This window comes from Bacillus sp. EKM501B, from assembly GCF_011800505.1.
Taxonomy (GTDB): Bacteria; Bacillota; Bacilli; order Bacillales; family Bacillaceae_G; genus Bacillus_A; species Bacillus_A cereus.
Window position 1 is genome coordinate 316,638 of the sequence record NZ_JAALFZ010000001.1, and the last position, 17,803, is coordinate 334,440.

Below are 17,803 nucleotides of genomic sequence, written 5' to 3' on the forward strand. Positions count from 1 at the left end.
ATGAAGAAAACTTTGAAAAAAGAAGGCATAGAGTGGATACGAACAATTTTAATTGGTGTATTATTAGCTGTATTTTTTCGAACGTTTTTCTTTTCAACGTATGTTGTAGAGGGGAAGTCAATGATGCCGACATTGCAGGATGGCAATATGCTAGTTGTAAATAAGGTGAGTTATCAAGTTGGGGACTTGAACAGATTTGACGTTGTGGTATTTCATGCGAATAAAAAAGAGGACTATGTAAAGCGGGTTATCGGTTTACCTGGAGATCATATTGAATATAAGCAGGATAAGTTATATATAAACGGTCAATTTATTGATGAGCCGTATTTAGAGAAGTATAAGAAAGAGATAAATGGAAGGCAACTAACAGGCGACTTTACATTAGAAGAGTTAACGAAAGAAAAGCTGGTGCCACCCGGGTTTATTTTTGTAGTAGGTGATAACCGGCTCGGGAGCTGGGATAGTAGACACTTTGGCTTTGTAAAAGCTGATACAGTTGTCGGTAAAGTTGATTTGCGATATTGGCCAATTCAAGAGGTGCAAACGAATTTTTCAAAAGGTTGATATAATGAAGTAGAAGTATAGAAAAGACAAACAACTCAGTTTGTCTTTTTTCGTGTACTATAATACAATTATAGTAGCAAACTAACGTTCGTTATGTAAGTGAAAGGTGGGGTTACATGTCACTTCGATTTGTGATTGGTAGAGCGGGAAGTGGAAAAAGTACACTTTGTTTACGCGAAGTGCAAGAAGAGTTAAAACAACGCCCGAGAGGGAAAACAATATTATATCTTGTGCCAGAACAGATGACATTCCAGACGCAGCAGGCGTTAATTGGAAGTGAGGATGTAAGAGGTTCTATTCGGGCACAAGTTTTTAGTTTTTCACGATTAGCGTGGAAGGTACTACAAGAAGTTGGCGGAGCGAGTCGTCTTCATATTGATGAAGCGGGTGTACATATGTTACTCCGTAAAATTGTAGAGTCTCGTAAAGATGGATTATCGGTGTTCCAAAAAGCAGCGGAGCAAAACGGTTTCTTTGAACATCTTGGCAGTATGATTGCAGAGTTTAAACGTTACAATGTAACGCCATCTAACGTATATGAAATGTGGAAACAATTGGATGCGCATAGTAGCAGTGCCGAACAAAAGTTACTAGCGAATAAAGTGTATGATTTACAGTTACTATACGATGATTTTGAACGTGCTTTAATTGGAAAATATTTAGATTCAGAAGACTACCTACAATTGCTAGTGGAAAAGCTTCCGCAGTCTGAATATGTAAATGGTGCGGAAATTTATATAGATGGATTTCATTCACTCTCCCCGCAAGAGTTAGAGATTGTAAGACAGCTTATGATTTGCGGAGCGAGAGTTACGATCACGTTAACGATAGATGAAAAAACGTTAGCACAGCCAGTAAATGAACTCGATTTATTTTATGAAACGACGTTAACGTATGAAAAAATCAAACAAGTAGCGCGTGAAGAGAAAATAGAAATTGAAAAAACAATTCCACTTATGGAACAGCCGCGTTTTCATTCTCCCGCATTAGCGCATTTAGAAGCTCATTATGAAGCGCGTCCGAATGAAAAATTTAACGGTGAAGCGAGTGTAACGATTAGCACAGCTGCGAATTTACGAGCGGAGGTAGAAGGTGTTGCTCGTGAAATTCGTAAACTTGTTGCGAATGAAAAATATCGTTACCGAGATATTGCAGTGCTTCTTCGTAATGGGGAAAGTTATTACGATGTGATGCGCACGTTATTTACAGATTACAATATCCCGCACTTCATCGATGAAAAGCGCCCGATGTCACACCACCCATTAGTAGAATGTATTCGTTCTGCACTCGAGATTATTAGTGGGAATTGGCGTTATGATGCGGTGTTCCGCTGCGTGAAAACAGAGCTTTTATATCCATTAGACGTAAGAAAAGAAACGATGCGTGAAGAAATGGATGAATTTGAAAATTACTGTTTAGCGTACGGTGTACAAGGAAAGAGGTGGACTTCAGAGGATCCATGGATGTATCGCCGTTATCGTTCTCTTGATGATACGAACGGGATGATTACAGACAGTGAACGTGAAATGGAAGAGAAAATAAATAGGTTACGTGACGTTGTAAGAACACCTGTTATTCGCATGCAAAAAAGGTTAAAGCGTGCAGGAACAGTTATGCAAATGTGTGAAGCAGTTTACTTATTTCTAGAAGAGCTGGATGTTCCGAAAAAACTAGAAGAATTACGTATACGTGCAGAAGAAAGTGGAGATTTCTTATTTGCGACAGATCATGAACAAGTATGGGAAGAAGTAATGAGCCTTCTTGATACGTTTGTAGAGATGCTTGGTGAAGAGAAAATGTCTCTTTCTATGTTTACGGACGTTATGTCGACAGGTCTTGAGGCACTTCAATTTGCTAACATTCCGCCGTCATTAGACCAAGTGTTAATTGCTAATATTGATCACTCCAGGTTATCTGACGTGAAAGCAACGTTTATTATAGGTGTAAATGAGGGTGTTATTCCAGCAGCACCTATGGACGAAGGTATGCTTTCTGATGAAGAAAGAGAAGTTCTTGGTGCAGCAGGGATTGAATTAGCGCCAACGACGAGACAAACTTTGTTAGAAGAACAGTTCGTTATGTATCAAATGGTAACGAGAGCATCTGAGAAGTTATATATTTCATGCCCGCTTGCAGATGAAGAAGGAAAGACGTTACTTGCGTCTAGCTTTATTAAGAAAATAAAAAGAATGTTCCCTAATGTGAAAGATTCATTTATTACCAATGACGTAAACGATTTATCACGTTCAGAACAAATTTCATACGTAGCAACGCCAGAAGTAACGTTATCTTACGTTATGCAGCAACTACAAACGTGGAAGCGATACGGATTTGAAGGGAATTTAGACTTTTGGTGGGACGTATATAATTTCTACGTAACTTCAGATGAATGGAAACAAAAAAGTAGCCGCGTCTTATCAAGTTTATTCTATCGAAATCGTGCGAAGAAACTAAGTACAGCAGTAAGTAGAGATTTATACGGAGATATAATTAAAGGAAGCGTCTCTCGTATGGAACTATTTAACCGTTGTGCATACGCTCATTTTGCGCAGCACGGTTTATCGCTTAGAGAGCGTGATATTTTCAAGCTTGATGCGCCGGACATCGGCGAATTATTCCATGCGGCATTAAAGAAAATTGCGGACAAGCTATTGCGTGAAAACCGTACTTGGGCGGATTTATCCATAAAAGAGTGTGAGCATCTTTCTGTTTTAGTAATAGAAGAAATCGCACCGTTATTACAACGACAAATTTTATTAAGTTCAAACCGTCATTTCTATTTAAAACAAAAACTACAACAAATCATTTTCCGTACGTCAATCATTCTTCGTGAACATGCGAAGTCAAGCGGATTCGTACCAGTTGATTTAGAAGTGCCGTTCGGTATGGGTGGTACAGGATCACTTCCGCCGATGGAATTCTCATTACCAAATGGTGTGAAGATGGAAGTTGTCGGCCGTATTGACCGTGTTGATAAGGCAGAAGATGAAAACGGGACGTTCTTACGTATTATTGATTATAAATCAAGTTCAAAAGCGTTAGATTTAACGGAAGTGTATTACGGATTAGCACTTCAAATGTTAACGTATTTAGATGTTGTTACTTCGAATGCGCAGACGTGGATGAAAAAAGGTCACGCAGCATCACCAGCTGGTGTATTGTATTTCCATATTCATAACCCAATCGTTGAGATGAAAGGTGACGCATCTGAAGCTGAAATTGAAAAAGAAATTTTAAAGAAATTTAAAATGAAAGGACTCGTATTAGGAGATGCTGACGTTGTTCGTTTAATGGATAACAAACTTTCAACAGGAAGTTCAGATATTATTTCTGCTGGCCTGAAAAAAGACGGTAGCTTTAGTGCGCGTTCAAGTATTGCAAGTGAGCAAGAGTTTAACGTACTGCAAAAATATGTACACCATACGTTTGAAAATATCGGAAAAGATATTACAGAAGGTGTTATCGATATTGCTCCTTATAAAATGGGAAATAAAGCAGCATGTACGTTCTGTAACTTCAAATCTGTTTGTCAATTTGATGAGTCACTTGAAGATAATCAGTTCCGATCGTTAAAAGATATGAAAGATAGCGAAGCGATGGAGAAAATAAGAGAGGAGGTTGGCGGAGAATGATAGAAAATTGGCCTGAAAAACCAGAAGGTAGTCAATGGACAGATGACCAGTGGAAAGCTGTTGTAGCGAATGGACGTGATATTTTAGTTGCGGCTGCAGCTGGGTCAGGGAAAACAGCAGTATTAGTTGAACGTATTATTAAAAAGATTATTAATGAAGAGAATCCAGTCGATGTCGACCGCCTGCTCGTTGTAACATTTACGAATGCAGCGGCGCAAGAGATGAAAAACCGAATCGGGGAAGCGTTAGAAAAGGTATTAATTGATGAACCAGGCTCTCAACACGTAAGAAAGCAGCTGAGCCTATTAAATAAAGCTTCCATTTCAACAATTCACTCATTCTGTTTACAAGTAATTAGAGGATATTACTACATGCTTGATGTTGATCCTCGTTTCCGTATTGCGAATCAAACAGAAAATGAATTGTTAAAAGAAGAAGTGCTAGATGACATATTAGAAGAAGAGTACGGAATCGAAGATAATACAATCTTCTTTGAACTTGTTGATCGTTATACGAGTGACCGTAGTGATGATGACTTACAACGTATGATTTTAGCGCTTCATACAGAGTCAAGAGCGCATCCAAATCCGGAAAAATGGCTTGATAAATTAGTAGAAGCATATGACGTAGAAGGAAAGACAATTGAAGATTTAGTATATGCTTCTTATTTATTAGAAGATGTGAAATTCCAGCTTGAAACAGCGGAACAGCATATTCGTAAGGCAACTGAACTCGCAATGCTTCCTGACGGTCCAGCGCCTCGCATTGAAACCCTGCAAGCAGATCTAGCTTTACTTGGAACGCTATCATCAGCTGCTCATGAGTCGTGGACAAGTTTGTATGAAGCGATGCAAAATGTATCGTGGCAAACGTTAAAGCGTATTAAGAAAAGTGATTACAATGAAGATGTTGTAAAACAAGTAGACTCTCTTCGTAATAAAGCGAAAGATGAAGTGAAGAAATTACAAGAAGAGTTATTTAGCCGAAAACCTGAAAGTTTCTTACGAGATTTTCAAGATATGCACCCAGTATTAGAAAAGCTTGTTCAACTTGTAAAAGTATTTACAGAGCGTTTCCAAGCGATGAAGCGAGATAAAGGAATGGTCGATTTCACAGATTTAGAGCATTTCTGTTTACAAATTTTAAGTGAACAAAGTGAAAATGGTGAAATGAATCCGTCAGCAGTGGCGCTCCAATATCGTAATAAATTTGCTGAAGTATTAGTCGATGAATATCAAGATACGAACTTTGTACAGGAATCTATTATTAAATTCGTAACGAAAGATTCTGAGAGTGAAGGAAACTTGTTCATGGTTGGTGACGTAAAGCAGTCGATTTATCGTTTCCGACTAGCCGAACCAGGACTATTCCTAGGAAAATATAAACGCTTCACACAAGAAGGATTGGGCGGTGGAATGAAGATCGACTTAGCGAAAAACTTCCGTAGTCGTCATGAAGTGTTAGCAGGTACGAACTTTATCTTCAAACAAATTATGGGTGAAGAAGTCGGAGAAATCGACTACGATGCAGACGCTGAATTAAAGTTAGGTGCTACCTATCCAGAAGGTGAAGATGTAGCGGCAGAACTACTGTGCATTCAGCAAACGGAAGAAGAAGTAATAGACGGAGAAGAAGGTGCAGAAGTCGAAAAAGCACAGCTTGAAGCTCGTCTTATGGCGCAGCGCATTAAAGCGATGGTTGATTCAGGTTATGAAGTGTATGACCGTAAAAATGATAGTATGCGCCCAGTACAATACCGCGACTTCGTTATTTTACTTCGCTCCATGCCGTGGGCCCCGCAAATTATGGAAGAGTTAAAATTACAAGGAATTCCAGTGTACGCTGACCTTGCGACTGGTTACTTTGAAGCGACAGAAGTAAATATTATGATGAACGTATTCCGCGTTATTGATAATCCGATGCAAGATATTCCGCTTGCAGCTGTACTTCGTTCTCCAATCGTTGGATTGAGCGATGAAGAACTTGCGACGCTTCGTGCTCATGGAAAGAAAGGCTCGTTTTATGAAGTAATGAGCTCATTCTTAAAAGGGGCACCACTTGAAGAGGAGCAAGAACTTCATGATAAATTAGAGTGGTTTTATAACTTACTGCAAGGATGGCGTGAATTCGCGCGCCAACAATCACTTTCTGATTTAATTTGGAAAGTGTACGGTGAGACAGGTTATTACGACTTCGTTGGCGGTTTACCAGCTGGAAAGCAAAGGCAGGCAAACTTACGCGTACTATATGACCGCGCAAGACAATACGAAGCAACATCATTTAGAGGATTATTCCGCTTCTTACGTTTTATTGAACGTATTTTAGAACGCGGTGATGACATGGGTACGGCGAGGGCCCTCGGTGAACAAGAAGACGTTGTTCGCATTATGACGATTCATAAAAGTAAAGGGTTAGAGTTCCCGGTTGTATTTGTAGCTGGACTCGGTCGTCGTTTTAATACACAAGACTTAATGAAACGTTTCTTATTGCATAAAGATTTCGGTTTCGGTTCGCAATTTATCGATCCGCGTAAACGAATTAAATATACAACATTATCACAGCTTGCGATTAAGCGTAAAATGAAAATGGAATTAATTGCGGAAGAAATGCGCGTACTATACGTAGCGTTGACGCGCGCGAAAGAGAAGTTAATTTTAATCGGAACAGTTAAGGATGCAAATAAGGAAATGGAAAAATGGCTTGATGCGAGGGAACATAGTGAATGGTTATTACCAGATCACATACGTGCCGGGGCGTCTTGTTATTTAGACTGGATTGCACCTTCATTATATAGACACCGTGATAGTGAAATGCTTCTTGAATTAGGACAAGGAAGTATTCCAGATGAAATTTACGGGTATGACACTAGCTGGAAAGTAGAAGTTGTGGACGGTAATACGCTACTTGCACCAGAGCCAGTTCAAGAAGAGAAACAAGAATTGTTAGAAGCGCTTCGTGAGAAAAAGGCTGTGCCGTTAGAAAGTGAACGAAAAGATGAAGTGTACGATAGATTAATGTGGAAGTACGGATATGAGGAAGCAACATCTCACCGTGCGAAGCAATCTGTTACAGAAATAAAGAGAAATTATCAATCAGAAGATGGTAGTGATAACGCCTTTATTAAAAAACTACGTGCACCAATTAAAACACGTCCGCGCTTTATGGAGAAAAAAGGGTTAACGTACGCAGAGCGCGGAACAGCAGTCCATGCCGTTATGCAGCATGTTGATTTGAAGAAGCCGATTACGGTTGAAGTTCTTCAAGAGCAAATTGCTGGAATGGTAAATAAGGAATTATTAACATTCGAGCAGGCGGAAGAAATAGCGATTGAAAAAGTAATTTCATTCTTTGACAGTGACTTAGGTAAAAGGGTATTAGCGGCGAAAAGTGTTGAGCGTGAAGTTCCATTTACGATGATGCTTGCAGCAGAAGAAGCATATCAAGATTGGCAAGGGAATAGCGGGGAATCGATTCTTGTCCAAGGGGTTATCGACTGCATGATTGAAGAGGAAGATGGCATTACGTTAATCGACTTCAAAACAGATACGATTGAAGGGAAATTTCCAGGCGGATTCGAACAAGCGAAACCAATTTTAGAAGATCGATATAAAGTGCAGCTTTCGTTATATGCAAAAGCACTGGAGAAAAGCTTACAACATCCTGTAAAAGAGAAATGTTTATACTTCTTTGATGGGAATCACGTTGTAAATATTGAAGAATAGAGGGGCTTGAAAATGGTAACGGAAAAAACGTTAAGAACTTGTGAACAGGGACACGAGTACTATAAAAGTAGCGATTGTCCAACTTGCCCAGTCTGTGAGAAAGAGAGAAAACCAAAAGAAGGTTTTCTCTCTCTTCTTTCAGCGCCAGCAAGAAGGGCATTAGAACACCATGGAATTCAAACTGTAGAAGAACTCTCAAAATATAGTGAAAAAGAAATATTAAAACTGCATGGTATGGGACCTGCGTCTTTGCCGAAGCTTAGGAGGGCTTTGGAGGAGAGCGGGTTATCATTTAAATAAAATGAAATAGTGCCTCTTCACTACTTACTTGTTTATACCACTATTTGTGGACAGTAAAGTTCTTGCTTATTAAAATTTTATTTTAATAATTTTGAATTAGATAAAAGAAAAAAGTAGGAGAATATCTCCTACTTTTTTTACGCTGTTCCAATCTGATCTTGATCTGCCACATCAGAATCAAATGTATTCGTTGCACTAACACCGTTAAACGTATTCACGACAAACCCAACATTGGAAGCTCCAGATCCGTTATAGGCTTTCGTGTTTTCTTTCGGAGATACGTTATAAAAATCTCCTAAGTTGAAAGAGCCGTTACTGTTTTGCACGACGAGATTTCCTACAACCGAAGGCATACCATCCACCTACTTTACTAAGCTTTTTAATTACTATATGAATTATTGTGCGGAAGGTTCATCCGTAATATATTGGCGGATTTGTATAATACGAGAGTTATTAAAACCATAATCAACATTTCCAATTTGAAAGCAACCAGAATTTAAAAGTGTGCGTAATTCAACGTTATTAACTTCAATAAAAGGGCATTCATTTACAATGTTTAATTTTACATCTGTCGTTCGTTTTGGAATTGTAATGTGTTCATCTGTAAAGATTTCAAAAGCATCAAAGCGACCTTCTCCCCGTATATAAAAAGGAATTTCACGGTGGACGGCAATAGCTCTACTTTTTAATTCCATTTGGTTTGCATCTCCAACTTGAAATACAGCAGCAATCCCTAAAGAAATAATAGAAACATTTTGGACAATAGACACATGATGCAACATAATTTCTCAGTCTCCTTAACCTGGAGTAGGAGGGACATCTGTTACTAATGGTACAAATGGACCCTCTGTAACTGTTTCAAATGGTGTATCGAGAATAGAAGATAGAATGAGGAGATTTGCATCTCCAATTAAAAAGAGTGCGGACGACGATACACCGTTCATTTTAATCTGTCCGACTTTTAACTCACGGTTTACAACGTTAAGGTTCATACATACTTACTCCTTTCGGAAATTTCCCGGTATGTGCTGAATAAAGGAGAGAAAGGCTTTGTCAATATCTTGTTTCATTGCCTGAATAATGATATCTCGTAAATAATCTGGATCTGTTGAAATACCTTCATATGATTGCGCTTGTGATAAATAATAAGGGAGTCGATGCTCCATCTGTTTTTTTATGTCATCCACCATCATTTGTCGATACATTTCATCAAGCGGTGTTCGCTCTTCTTGTTCAAAATGGAGAATACGATTATATGCTTCTTCATCTAAGTATCGATGCATTTCTTGGAGGATACCTTGATAAAAGTCTGGGTTTGTTTCAGTTTCAGGGTTTACCTTCAATGTTTCTGTATCCACTTGAAAATCTTCAATTTGTTGTCCTTTTGCTGAAAATGGGTTTAAACCAATATTTAAAGTACCATTTAAATTTTCGACTTTTAATTGATCGAATTTGTATTCCACTTTTCCTACAGAAGAGGAGGGGCGATTTTTTAATTCGTTAAGCTCTTCTTGGAGTTGGCGCACTTGATCTTCTAAATTCAGGATGGCTGCTTGTTGTGTTTGAAGAGCTTGTTGAAGTTGGTGTAAGTAAGTATATATATCTTGATTCATTTGTGAAACCTCCTTTTCAATAGGGAGGGTAAAAATATTCCTGCTATATATTTATGACAAGGATGTCTTAAGAAGAACTAGTTGATGGTTTGATAGAAATAATTTGTCCTTTCGCCTGTAATGGGCGAAGCGGCTCCGTAAATCCGCCCGTATTTGAAAATTTAGATAGGGCTTTAATACTTCCGGCAGTACCAATTTGGAACACAGAAGAGGTTGTAATGCTATCAATTTTAATACTGTTGATGATGATACTTTGGTTTACATAAAAATTCAATGCAATTGCCTCCTTTAAGTTGAGCCAATTATCGCTTGATCGATTACATCTGAATCGTTGACAGTCGTTGCACTTTGATAATTGTAGACAGAAACATTGTCTCCAACGTTGAAAGAGCCGGCCCCGGCGAAAGCACGTGAGTAACTAATAGGCCTAATCGCAAATACATCTCCAATATGAAAAATACCACTTGATCCAATATTGACGATACGAATATGTCCGACCATAGCTGGCATATAAAACACCCTTCGTTTTTAAAATTTTCTTTTCTACTATTGTATGGGCGTTTTCAATAAAATGTGTGTTTTTTTGAAATAAAAGACACACACACGCTATTGCGTGTGTGTGTCGAGTGTTTGATTTGGGTGAAAATCCGTATGTACATGCCAAATTACATTTAAGAGCCTGTCCAGTTCTTGGCTACAATCCACTGTTTTTTGAGAAGTCATTCCATAGCGTTCAGCAAAATAAATCATTTTTTCACGTTTTTTTTCAATCGCTTGCTCAAACATTGAAATCGGCTCCATCTCTAAATGAAATTTTTAGTATATATGTAGTACATATTATACAAAAACTCCATAAAAAAGAAATACCTTCGCTAAAAAAAGTAAAATTTCTACATTTTATGCCAAATATAAAGGCGTAACGAATAGGGTATGAGAAGAATATTGTAAAAATTAGCGTGTATGAGAAGGTTTTTTTCTTACGGATGCGAATACAATTAAAGGGCATGAGTTTTAGGATGGAGAGTGGAAATATTGCGTTTTGTAACGGCGAAGAAAGAAGAAAAGGTATTTGTAGGTATTGTGGATGAAGAAGAAAAAAAGGTATTACACTTAAGAGAAGCGCAAAGACAAAAAGGGGAAAAGGTTACAATCCCTATTACAATGTTAGAGTGTATTGAAAGAGGAACTGAATGCTTTGAGAAAGTATGTGAAATTGTAAATTGGGCAAAAGAGAACGGGGAAGCGGCGTATTATCCGTTAACAGAGGTGAAAATATTAGCACCGATTCCAAGACCAAGAAAGAATATTTTGTGCGTTGGAAAAAACTATCGTGAGCATGCCATAGAAATGGGCGGAATAGAGTCTATTCCAGAAAATATAATGATTTTTACGAAAGCACCAACAACAGTTATTGGCATAAATGAGCAAATTAATGGTCACCCTCATGCAACGGACGAACTAGATTACGAAGGAGAATTAGCTATCATTATTGGTAAGCGAGGGAAGCAAATAAAAAAAGAAAAAGCGCTTGAGCATGTTTTTGGTTATACGATTATCAATGATGTAACAGCTCGAGACATTCAAAGAAAACATAAACAGTTTTTCCTTGGGAAAAGCTTCGATACATTTTGTCCGATGGGACCGTATTTAATTCATAAATCGGTGGTTAATGCGCCGAATGCATTACACATTGAAACGGTAGTAAATGGAGAAGTAAGGCAAACTTCCAACACAAATAAAATGATTTTTTCAATAGAAGAAATTATTTCAACGATAAGTAAAGGAATGACTTTAGAACCAGGCGATATTATCGCAACAGGAACCCCGGCTGGTGTCGGAAAAGGTTTCACACCACCGAAGTTTTTACATGCTGGTGATGAAGTGGTTATTACAGTAGAAGGAATTGGTACTTTGCGAAATGTAGTGAAGTGAAGAAAAGAGCTATCTTGTTAAAAGATAGCTCTTTTTTATGGCCTTGGGTTATAGAGGTAATCAATAACGGAAAAAGTGTAAAGACCAATGAATGCAAGTGTACAAATGCCAAATAGTATAACCGTAAGTGCGCTTTTTTCTCGTCCAAAACCAATGATAGTAAGAATAACAGCAGTCCAAAATGATGCTTTCAGTAGTGTGAATGTAGTAGGAGTTGAGTAGTGAGTAAGCCATGTTGTGGAAAGTAGGAAGCCAAAGAATGTAACTAAAATAAAAGATGTAGCTAAATAGTTAATATGTTTACCATATCTTAATAGCATATCGCACCTCCTTTACGATTTTAAAATACAGAAAATTACAAAAAATCTTAATATAAATGAATATAAAAAGAAAGAGGTTGTCCCAACATGTCGGACAACCTCTCTATCATTACGATAATACAGCTTTAATTTTTTGGAATGCCCACTCTAAATCTTCTTCAGAGATTACTAGAGGTGGTGCGATACGAATTACGTTTTCATGTGTTTCTTTACATAGTAGACCAGCTGCTTTTAGTTGTTCACAGTAAGGACGAGCTGGTTCGTTTAATTCGATACCGATGAATAAACCTTTACCGCGAACTTCAGTGATCATTGGGTTATCAATCTCTTTTAATTGCCCAACTAATTTTTCACCTAATTGAAGAGAACGCTCTGTTAATTTTTCTTCTTCTAACACTTCAAGAGCTGCGATAGAAACAGCACATGCAAGTGGGTTACCACCGAATGTAGAACCGTGAGAACCTGGCTCGAATACGCCTAAAATGTCGCGGTTTGCTGCTACGCAAGAGATTGGGAATACGCCGCCGCCAAGTGCTTTACCAAGTATGTACATGTCAGGAGTTACATTGTCCCAGTCACAAGCAAATACTTTACCAGTACGGCCTAAGCCAGTTTGGATTTCATCTGCTACAAATAAAACGTTTTCTTTTTTACATACTTCAAAAGCTTCTTTTAAGTAACCAGCTGGTGGGATGTTAATTCCTGCTTCACCTTGAATTGGCTCTAAAATGAATGCTGCTGTGTTTGGTGTAATTGCGGCTTTTAATGCTTCTAAATCACCGTAAGGAATTACAACGATGCCAGGAAGCATTGGACCGAATCCACGCTTGTACTCTTCATTTGAAGACATAGAAACAGAACCCATTGTACGTCCGTGGAAGTTATCTTCACAAACGATGATTTCAGCGCGGTTTGCTTCTACTTTCTTCACATCATAAGCCCAGCGACGAACTGTTTTAATTGCAGTTTCAACAGCTTCAGCACCTGTATTCATTGGAAGTACCATTTCTTTATTAGTTAGTTTCGCAACTTTTTCGTACCAAGGACCTAATTGATCGCTATGGAAAGCACGAGAAGTTAACGTAACACGATTAGCTTGGTCAATTAAAGCGTTAATAATTTTCGGGTGACGATGACCTTGGTTTACTGCAGAATATGCACTTAATAAGTCCATATAGCGGTTTCCTTCAGGATCTTCTACCCAAACACCTTCTGCTTTAGAAATAACGATTGGAAGTGGGTGATAGTTATTTGCTCCGTATGTGTCTGTAAGTTCGATAATATCCTTAGTTTGAATCATGATTGTTCCCCCTTTTGTTATTACAAGAAGTTTGTAAATACTCTAAATATTATATCATTTAAATGTAAAAAAGCGAAACATTTCCTGAAAATAAATGAACATGTTATCATATAGGATGAAAAAGTGTGAAAAGAGGAGGTAAGGAATACGATGGTACATATGCATATTACAGCATGGGCGTTAGGTTTAATTTTATTCTTCGTTGCGTATTCACTTTATTCAGCAGGAAGAAAAGGTAAAGGTGTACATATGGGGCTTCGCCTAATGTATATCATCATTATTGTGACAGGCTTCATGTTGTACATGAGTATTGTGAAGACAGCAACAGGTAGCATGCACATGTGGTATGGCTTAAAAATGTTAGCTGGTATTTTAGTTATCGGCGGAATGGAAATGGTTCTTGTAAAAATGAGCAAAAACAAACCAACAGGGGCGGTTTGGGGCTTATTTATTGTTGCGCTAGTAGCAGTATTATACTTAGGACTGAAATTGCCACTTGGCTGGTACGTATTCAAATAAAAATAAAACCACCTTATAATCTCAAAGACTTGGGAGATAAGGTGGTTTTTATTTTTTATGTCGCATCGATATGCAACTCTTCTCCATTTACTTTCGTAAAACGGAACATATTTTTATTTGATGTAGTGTGACGTACGAAATGGTGCTGCAGTGTACAGATCATTTCGTCGTTATCAAACAAAAGAATATTTACTCCTTCGCGTGACTCCTCTTTCGGTAAGAAGGATAAATAATTATGACAATACATGCAATCATATAAAGAGTAGTGAAGTGATTGCAATGATTCAGTTAATAATGTGAAGACAGAGTCAGGTAATTCCTCGAGCCATTCATTATAGCTAAGAAGTAACTTTTTTCGAATACGTACCATTTCACCATTTTGCAAATGGTGTTGCTCGTTGGCGATTTGTAATACATCTTGTTCATAGAAACGGGCTGGTAACCAATTGTTATTATACAAAATTTCAAACCCATCTTCGGCAATATCTTCTAATAGAAACGCTTCATCATTTTCATCATCAAAGAATACCCATTCATTGTTTATATATTCTACATTACCGACTGTATGAGCACGGGGCTGGTTATATAAAATATGTTTACGTTGTATCATATACGATTTCTCCTTTATGAAAAGTAGTTATTCCTGTTATAGACAGTTCGTGCGTTCTTTATAACTAGACACATCTAGACATAGGTGGGCATACAATAAAACACGTTTTACTGAGTGAGAATGCTATTCCATATGTGGATAGTAGGTTATCGTCAAGTTTTTCATTTTTTGATCCGCACTCTTAGGGTGGGGATTACTGCACGTTCAAGAAAAGAAATAAGATGGAAGGATGATTTATATGTGCGGGATTACAGGATGGGTGGATTATAAACGCTCATTAGAAGGAGAAAGAGATGTCGTTACGAAGATGGCTGAGACGTTAGCGAAGCGGGGGCCGGATGATAATAAAGTTTGGATTAAAGGAAATGTCGCATTTGGGCATAAACGGTTAATTGTTGTTGATCCTGAGGGGGGGAAACAACCGATGACTTGTTTAAAAGATGAAACGAATTATGCCATTTGCTATAACGGTGAACTTTATAACACAGAAGACATTCGAAAGGAATTATTAAGAAGAGGGTATACGTTCAAAGGTCATTCTGATACAGAAGTATTATTAGCTTCTTATATTGAATGGAAAGAAGAATGTGTCGATCATTTAAACGGTATATATGCGTTTGCAGTATGGGATGAACAGAAAGAACAAGTATTTATTGCGAGAGATCGATTAGGTGTAAAGCCACTTTTTTATAAATATGATAGCGGACGCTTACTATTTGGTTCGGAGTTAAAAGCGATATTGTCGCATCCAGATGTGAAGGCGGAAGTAACATTAGAAGGGTTATCAGAAATATTCGGACTCGGACCGTCAAGAACGCCTGGCCACGGTATTTATGCTGGTATAAAAGAATTACGTCCAGGTCATGCGATGACATTTTCAAAGAACGGTTTGTGTATATGGAGATATTGGAATGTAGAAAGTAAAAAACATGAAGACTCTTTTGAAGAAACAGTAGAGAAAACGCGCTTTTTACTACAAGATGCTATTACAAGACAGCTTGTTTCTGATGTACCACTATGTACTTTTTTATCAGGTGGTGTAGATTCGAGCGCTATTACAGCTATTGCAGCGAAAGAATATGAGAGATCGGGAAAAGGGCAATTACACACGTATTCTATTGATTACGAAGATAATGACAAATACTTTAAAGCAAATGCATTCCAGCCAAATTCAGATGCTCCGTTTATTAATTTAATGACTGAGACATTTCAAACAACCCATCATCGCTGCGTCATTTCGAATGAAAAATTAGCAGAGTATTTAACTGAAGCAGTACTTGTTCGTGATTTGCCTGGTATGGCAGATATCGATTCGTCATTATTATGGTTTTGCCGAGAAATTAAACAAGATTTTGTCGTTGGCTTATCTGGAGAATGTGCAGATGAAATATTTGGTGGATATCCGTGGTTTTATAGAGAAGATGATTTACAATCGAGTGCATTTCCATGGATGCGTTCTACAGAGGCACGTGAACAACTTCTAAAAAAAGAATGGAGAAATAAATTAAATTTACAACAATATGTACAAAGGCGTTATGAAGAGTCGATTCAAGAAGTTCCTATTTTAGAGGGGGAAAGTCCGCTAGAAGCAAAAAGACGCCAATTATTTTATTTAAATATGGTATGGTTTATGACAACATTATTAGACAGAAAAGACCGCATGAGTATGGGGGCAAGTTTAGAAGTACGTGTTCCATTTGCAGATCATCGTCTTGTCGAATATGCGTGGAATATTCCTTGGGAAATGAAAATGTATAAAAACCGCGAAAAAGGTCTATTACGTAAAGCGTTAGAAGATGTACTTCCGCATGACATCTTATATAGAAAGAAGAGTCCGTATCCGAAAACGCACAATCCACACTATACAAACGCAGTAACAGTATGGCTTCAAAATATATTAACGGATAAAGGTTCAATTTTACACGAACTGTTTGATAAAGAGCAGTTGAGCGGATTGATTCAGTCTGGCGGCAGTGCATTTCAAACACCATGGTTTGGTCAATTGATGACTGGGCCACAGCTTTTAGCTCATTTAGCACAAATTCATGTTTGGTTTAAAGAATATGGGGTAAATATTAAGGAATAAGGGAAAAGCGGCTTACAATTATGTAAGTCGCTTTTTATTAAAGAAATTGTCATATAAAATTCAAAATCACCTTATAAATAATACTTAATTAGAATTATTATTTTGACGTACTTATTATTACTTGTTATAATTGGAAACAAACGTTCTGAAAAAGATTCTCATTTATAAAATTGAGGTGTTAGATAGATGACAAAGAAAAGAATAGGTTTACTCGTAATGGCGTATGGAACACCAGAATCATTAGACGATGTAGAGGCATATTATACACATATCCGTCACGGGCGTACGCCATCAGAAGAAGCGCTTGAAGATTTAATTGGGCGCTATAAAGCGATTGGTGGAATTTCACCGCTTGCAAAAATTACGAAAGAACAGGCGCATAAATTAACAGATTCAATGAATAACATATTTACAGAGTATGAATTTACTTGTTACTTAGGTTTAAAACATATTGCACCATTTATAGAAGATGCTGTAGAAGAAATGAAGCGTGATGGGATCGAGCAAGCGATTAGTATCGTATTAGCGCCACATTACTCTACATTTAGCATTAAAGCGTATAATGACCGTGCTATTCGTCTTTCGCAAGAAATTGGTGGTCCTGTTATTGAACCAATTGAACAATGGTATGATGAACCGAAATTTATTTCGTATTGGGCAGACCAAATAAAAGAGACGTTTACAGAAATTGATAATAAAGAGAAAGCACTCGTAATTTTTTCAGCGCATAGTTTGCCAGAAAAAATTATTGCAACAGGAGACCCATATGTAGAACAACTAAAGCATACGGCAGATTTAATTGCAGAAGCTGCAAATATTCAAAACTATACAATCGGTTGGCAAAGTGCTGGGAATACTCCAGATCCGTGGATTGGTCCAGATGTGCAAGATTTAACGAAAGATTTATATGAAGAGCATGGGTACGAATCTTTCGTATATTGCCCAGTTGGTTTTGTAGCGGAGCATTTAGAAGTTTTATATGACAACGATTATGAATGTAAAGTTGTAACGGATGAATTAAATGCCAAATATTTCAGACCAAATATGCCGAATGCACAATCTGCATTTATCGACTGTTTGGCTGAAATTGTTTCCAAAAAAGTGAAGGAAATAGTTGACAAAGATTTAGTTTTGAATAATAATTAATTTATAATAATTTTAAATAAATAATGATTACTACGAAAGAAAGAGGAGGATCCCCCTAG

At 37.6% G+C, this 17,803-nt stretch carries 18 protein-coding genes; 8 read left to right on the forward strand and 10 right to left on the reverse strand.

What is annotated here, in order from left to right; translation table 11 throughout:
* From lepB to HFD78_RS01685, 4 genes are all read left to right on the forward strand, one after another.
* On the forward strand, window positions 1–564 hold the full coding sequence (gene lepB / locus HFD78_RS01670) for a signal peptidase I (protein ID WP_000751910.1): 564 nt from the start codon (window positions 1–3) through the stop codon (window positions 562–564).
* Between the two features lie 116 nt (window positions 565–680).
* Entirely contained in the window at window positions 681–4,196 is a 3,516-nt protein-coding gene (addB, locus tag HFD78_RS01675) for a helicase-exonuclease AddAB subunit AddB (RefSeq protein ID WP_000058584.1), read from the forward strand.
* Window positions 4,193–7,918 carry a helicase-exonuclease AddAB subunit AddA gene (gene addA / locus HFD78_RS01680; protein WP_000572256.1) on the forward strand — a complete coding sequence of 1,242 codons (3,726 nt, stop codon included), beginning with the start codon at window positions 4,193–4,195 and terminating at the stop codon, window positions 7,916–7,918. Before addB ends, addA begins: the two co-directional genes overlap by 4 nt.
* Window positions 7,919–7,930: 12 nt before the next feature.
* Entirely contained in the window at window positions 7,931–8,218 is a 288-nt protein-coding gene (locus HFD78_RS01685) for an RNA polymerase alpha subunit C-terminal domain-containing protein (RefSeq protein WP_000255727.1), read from the forward strand.
* Window positions 8,219–8,355: 137 nt separating this feature from the next.
* Here HFD78_RS01685 and gerPF read toward each other — a convergent pair whose 3' ends face one another.
* The 7 genes from gerPF to HFD78_RS01720 all read right to left on the reverse strand — a co-directional run bounded on the left by gerPF (window position 8,356) and on the right by HFD78_RS01720 (window position 10,617).
* Window positions 8,356–8,571 (reverse strand): spore germination protein GerPF, encoded by a 216-nt coding sequence (gene gerPF, locus HFD78_RS01690; protein WP_001141566.1) that lies wholly within the window; start codon window positions 8,569–8,571, stop codon window positions 8,356–8,358.
* A gap of 42 nt (window positions 8,572–8,613) precedes the next feature.
* Window positions 8,614–9,000, reverse strand: a complete 387-nt coding sequence (locus HFD78_RS01695) for a spore germination protein GerPE (protein ID WP_000902319.1) — start codon at window positions 8,998–9,000, stop codon at window positions 8,614–8,616.
* A 15-nt stretch (window positions 9,001–9,015) separates the two neighbouring features.
* Window positions 9,016–9,210 (reverse strand): spore germination protein GerPD, encoded by a 195-nt coding sequence (gene gerPD, locus HFD78_RS01700; RefSeq protein WP_001052807.1) that lies wholly within the window; start codon window positions 9,208–9,210, stop codon window positions 9,016–9,018.
* A 6-nt stretch (window positions 9,211–9,216) separates the two neighbouring features.
* Window positions 9,217–9,831 carry a spore germination protein GerPC gene (gerPC, locus tag HFD78_RS01705; RefSeq protein WP_001070760.1) on the reverse strand — a complete coding sequence of 205 codons (615 nt, stop codon included), beginning with the start codon at window positions 9,829–9,831 and terminating at the stop codon, window positions 9,217–9,219.
* 67 nt (window positions 9,832–9,898) lie between these two features.
* Window positions 9,899–10,105, reverse strand: a complete 207-nt coding sequence (gerPB, locus tag HFD78_RS01710) for a spore germination protein GerPB (protein ID WP_001012508.1) — start codon at window positions 10,103–10,105, stop codon at window positions 9,899–9,901.
* 14 nt (window positions 10,106–10,119) lie between these two features.
* A complete protein-coding gene (gene gerPA / locus HFD78_RS01715) occupies window positions 10,120–10,341 on the reverse strand; it encodes a spore germination protein GerPA (protein ID WP_001111187.1) in 222 nt (73 codons plus the stop codon).
* Between the two features lie 96 nt (window positions 10,342–10,437).
* The gene (locus HFD78_RS01720) at window positions 10,438–10,617 is read right to left on the reverse strand and encodes an aspartyl-phosphate phosphatase Spo0E family protein (RefSeq protein WP_000462845.1); all 180 of its coding nucleotides are present in this window, start codon (window positions 10,615–10,617) and stop codon (window positions 10,438–10,440) included.
* A 246-nt stretch (window positions 10,618–10,863) separates the two neighbouring features.
* On the opposite strand from HFD78_RS01720, the gene HFD78_RS01725 reads away from it, so the two are divergent.
* A complete protein-coding gene (locus tag HFD78_RS01725) occupies window positions 10,864–11,763 on the forward strand; it encodes a fumarylacetoacetate hydrolase family protein (RefSeq protein WP_001213086.1) in 900 nt (299 codons plus the stop codon).
* Window positions 11,764–11,798: 35 nt separating this feature from the next.
* Here the strand turns inward: HFD78_RS01725 and HFD78_RS01730 are convergent, their stop codons facing one another.
* The gene (locus HFD78_RS01730) at window positions 11,799–12,083 is read right to left on the reverse strand and encodes a hypothetical protein (RefSeq protein ID WP_000926864.1); all 285 of its coding nucleotides are present in this window, start codon (window positions 12,081–12,083) and stop codon (window positions 11,799–11,801) included.
* A 109-nt stretch (window positions 12,084–12,192) separates the two neighbouring features.
* The gene (gene rocD / locus HFD78_RS01735) at window positions 12,193–13,383 is read right to left on the reverse strand and encodes an ornithine aminotransferase (protein ID WP_000616658.1); all 1,191 of its coding nucleotides are present in this window, start codon (window positions 13,381–13,383) and stop codon (window positions 12,193–12,195) included.
* Between the two features lie 150 nt (window positions 13,384–13,533).
* On the opposite strand from rocD, the gene HFD78_RS01740 reads away from it, so the two are divergent.
* The gene (locus HFD78_RS01740) at window positions 13,534–13,902 is read left to right on the forward strand and encodes a YisL family protein (protein ID WP_000233495.1); all 369 of its coding nucleotides are present in this window, start codon (window positions 13,534–13,536) and stop codon (window positions 13,900–13,902) included.
* A gap of 55 nt (window positions 13,903–13,957) precedes the next feature.
* Here HFD78_RS01740 and HFD78_RS01745 read toward each other — a convergent pair whose 3' ends face one another.
* Window positions 13,958–14,512 carry a DUF2777 domain-containing protein gene (locus tag HFD78_RS01745; protein ID WP_000616049.1) on the reverse strand — a complete coding sequence of 185 codons (555 nt, stop codon included), beginning with the start codon at window positions 14,510–14,512 and terminating at the stop codon, window positions 13,958–13,960.
* Between the two features lie 238 nt (window positions 14,513–14,750).
* On the opposite strand from HFD78_RS01745, the gene asnB reads away from it, so the two are divergent.
* Window positions 14,751–16,598: an asparagine synthase (glutamine-hydrolyzing) gene (gene asnB / locus HFD78_RS01750; protein ID WP_000334003.1), complete on the forward strand. Its 1,848-nt coding sequence runs from the start codon at window positions 14,751–14,753 to the stop codon at window positions 16,596–16,598.
* Between the two features lie 186 nt (window positions 16,599–16,784).
* Entirely contained in the window at window positions 16,785–17,744 is a 960-nt protein-coding gene (gene hemH, locus HFD78_RS01755) for a ferrochelatase (RefSeq protein ID WP_000163132.1), read from the forward strand.
* Window positions 17,745–17,803 lie beyond the last annotated feature (59 nt).

Bases quoted from the DNA above. Each gene is read 5' to 3' on its own strand.
- lepB (WP_000751910.1), top strand. From the start codon at position 1: ATGAAGAAAACTTTGAAAAAAGAAGGCATAGAGTGGATACGAACAATT.
- addB (WP_000058584.1), top strand. From the start codon at position 681: ATGTCACTTCGATTTGTGATTGGTAGAGCGGGAAGTGGAAAAAGTACA.
- addA (WP_000572256.1), top strand. From the start codon at position 4,193: ATGATAGAAAATTGGCCTGAAAAACCAGAAGGTAGTCAATGGACAGAT.
- HFD78_RS01685 (WP_000255727.1), top strand. From the start codon at position 7,931: ATGGTAACGGAAAAAACGTTAAGAACTTGTGAACAGGGACACGAGTAC.
- gerPF (WP_001141566.1), bottom strand. From the start codon at position 8,571: ATGCCTTCGGTTGTAGGAAATCTCGTCGTGCAAAACAGTAACGGCTCT.
- HFD78_RS01695 (WP_000902319.1), bottom strand. From the start codon at position 9,000: ATGTTGCATCATGTGTCTATTGTCCAAAATGTTTCTATTATTTCTTTA.
- gerPD (WP_001052807.1), bottom strand. From the start codon at position 9,210: ATGAACCTTAACGTTGTAAACCGTGAGTTAAAAGTCGGACAGATTAAA.
- gerPC (WP_001070760.1), bottom strand. From the start codon at position 9,831: ATGAATCAAGATATATATACTTACTTACACCAACTTCAACAAGCTCTT.
- gerPA (WP_001111187.1), bottom strand. From the start codon at position 10,341: ATGCCAGCTATGGTCGGACATATTCGTATCGTCAATATTGGATCAAGT.
- HFD78_RS01720 (WP_000462845.1), bottom strand. From the start codon at position 10,617: ATGTTTGAGCAAGCGATTGAAAAAAAACGTGAAAAAATGATTTATTTT.
- HFD78_RS01730 (WP_000926864.1), bottom strand. From the start codon at position 12,083: ATGCTATTAAGATATGGTAAACATATTAACTATTTAGCTACATCTTTT.
- rocD (WP_000616658.1), bottom strand. From the start codon at position 13,383: ATGATTCAAACTAAGGATATTATCGAACTTACAGACACATACGGAGCA.
- HFD78_RS01740 (WP_000233495.1), top strand. From the start codon at position 13,534: ATGGTACATATGCATATTACAGCATGGGCGTTAGGTTTAATTTTATTC.
- HFD78_RS01745 (WP_000616049.1), bottom strand. From the start codon at position 14,512: ATGATACAACGTAAACATATTTTATATAACCAGCCCCGTGCTCATACA.
- asnB (WP_000334003.1), top strand. From the start codon at position 14,751: ATGTGCGGGATTACAGGATGGGTGGATTATAAACGCTCATTAGAAGGA.
- hemH (WP_000163132.1), top strand. From the start codon at position 16,785: ATGACAAAGAAAAGAATAGGTTTACTCGTAATGGCGTATGGAACACCA.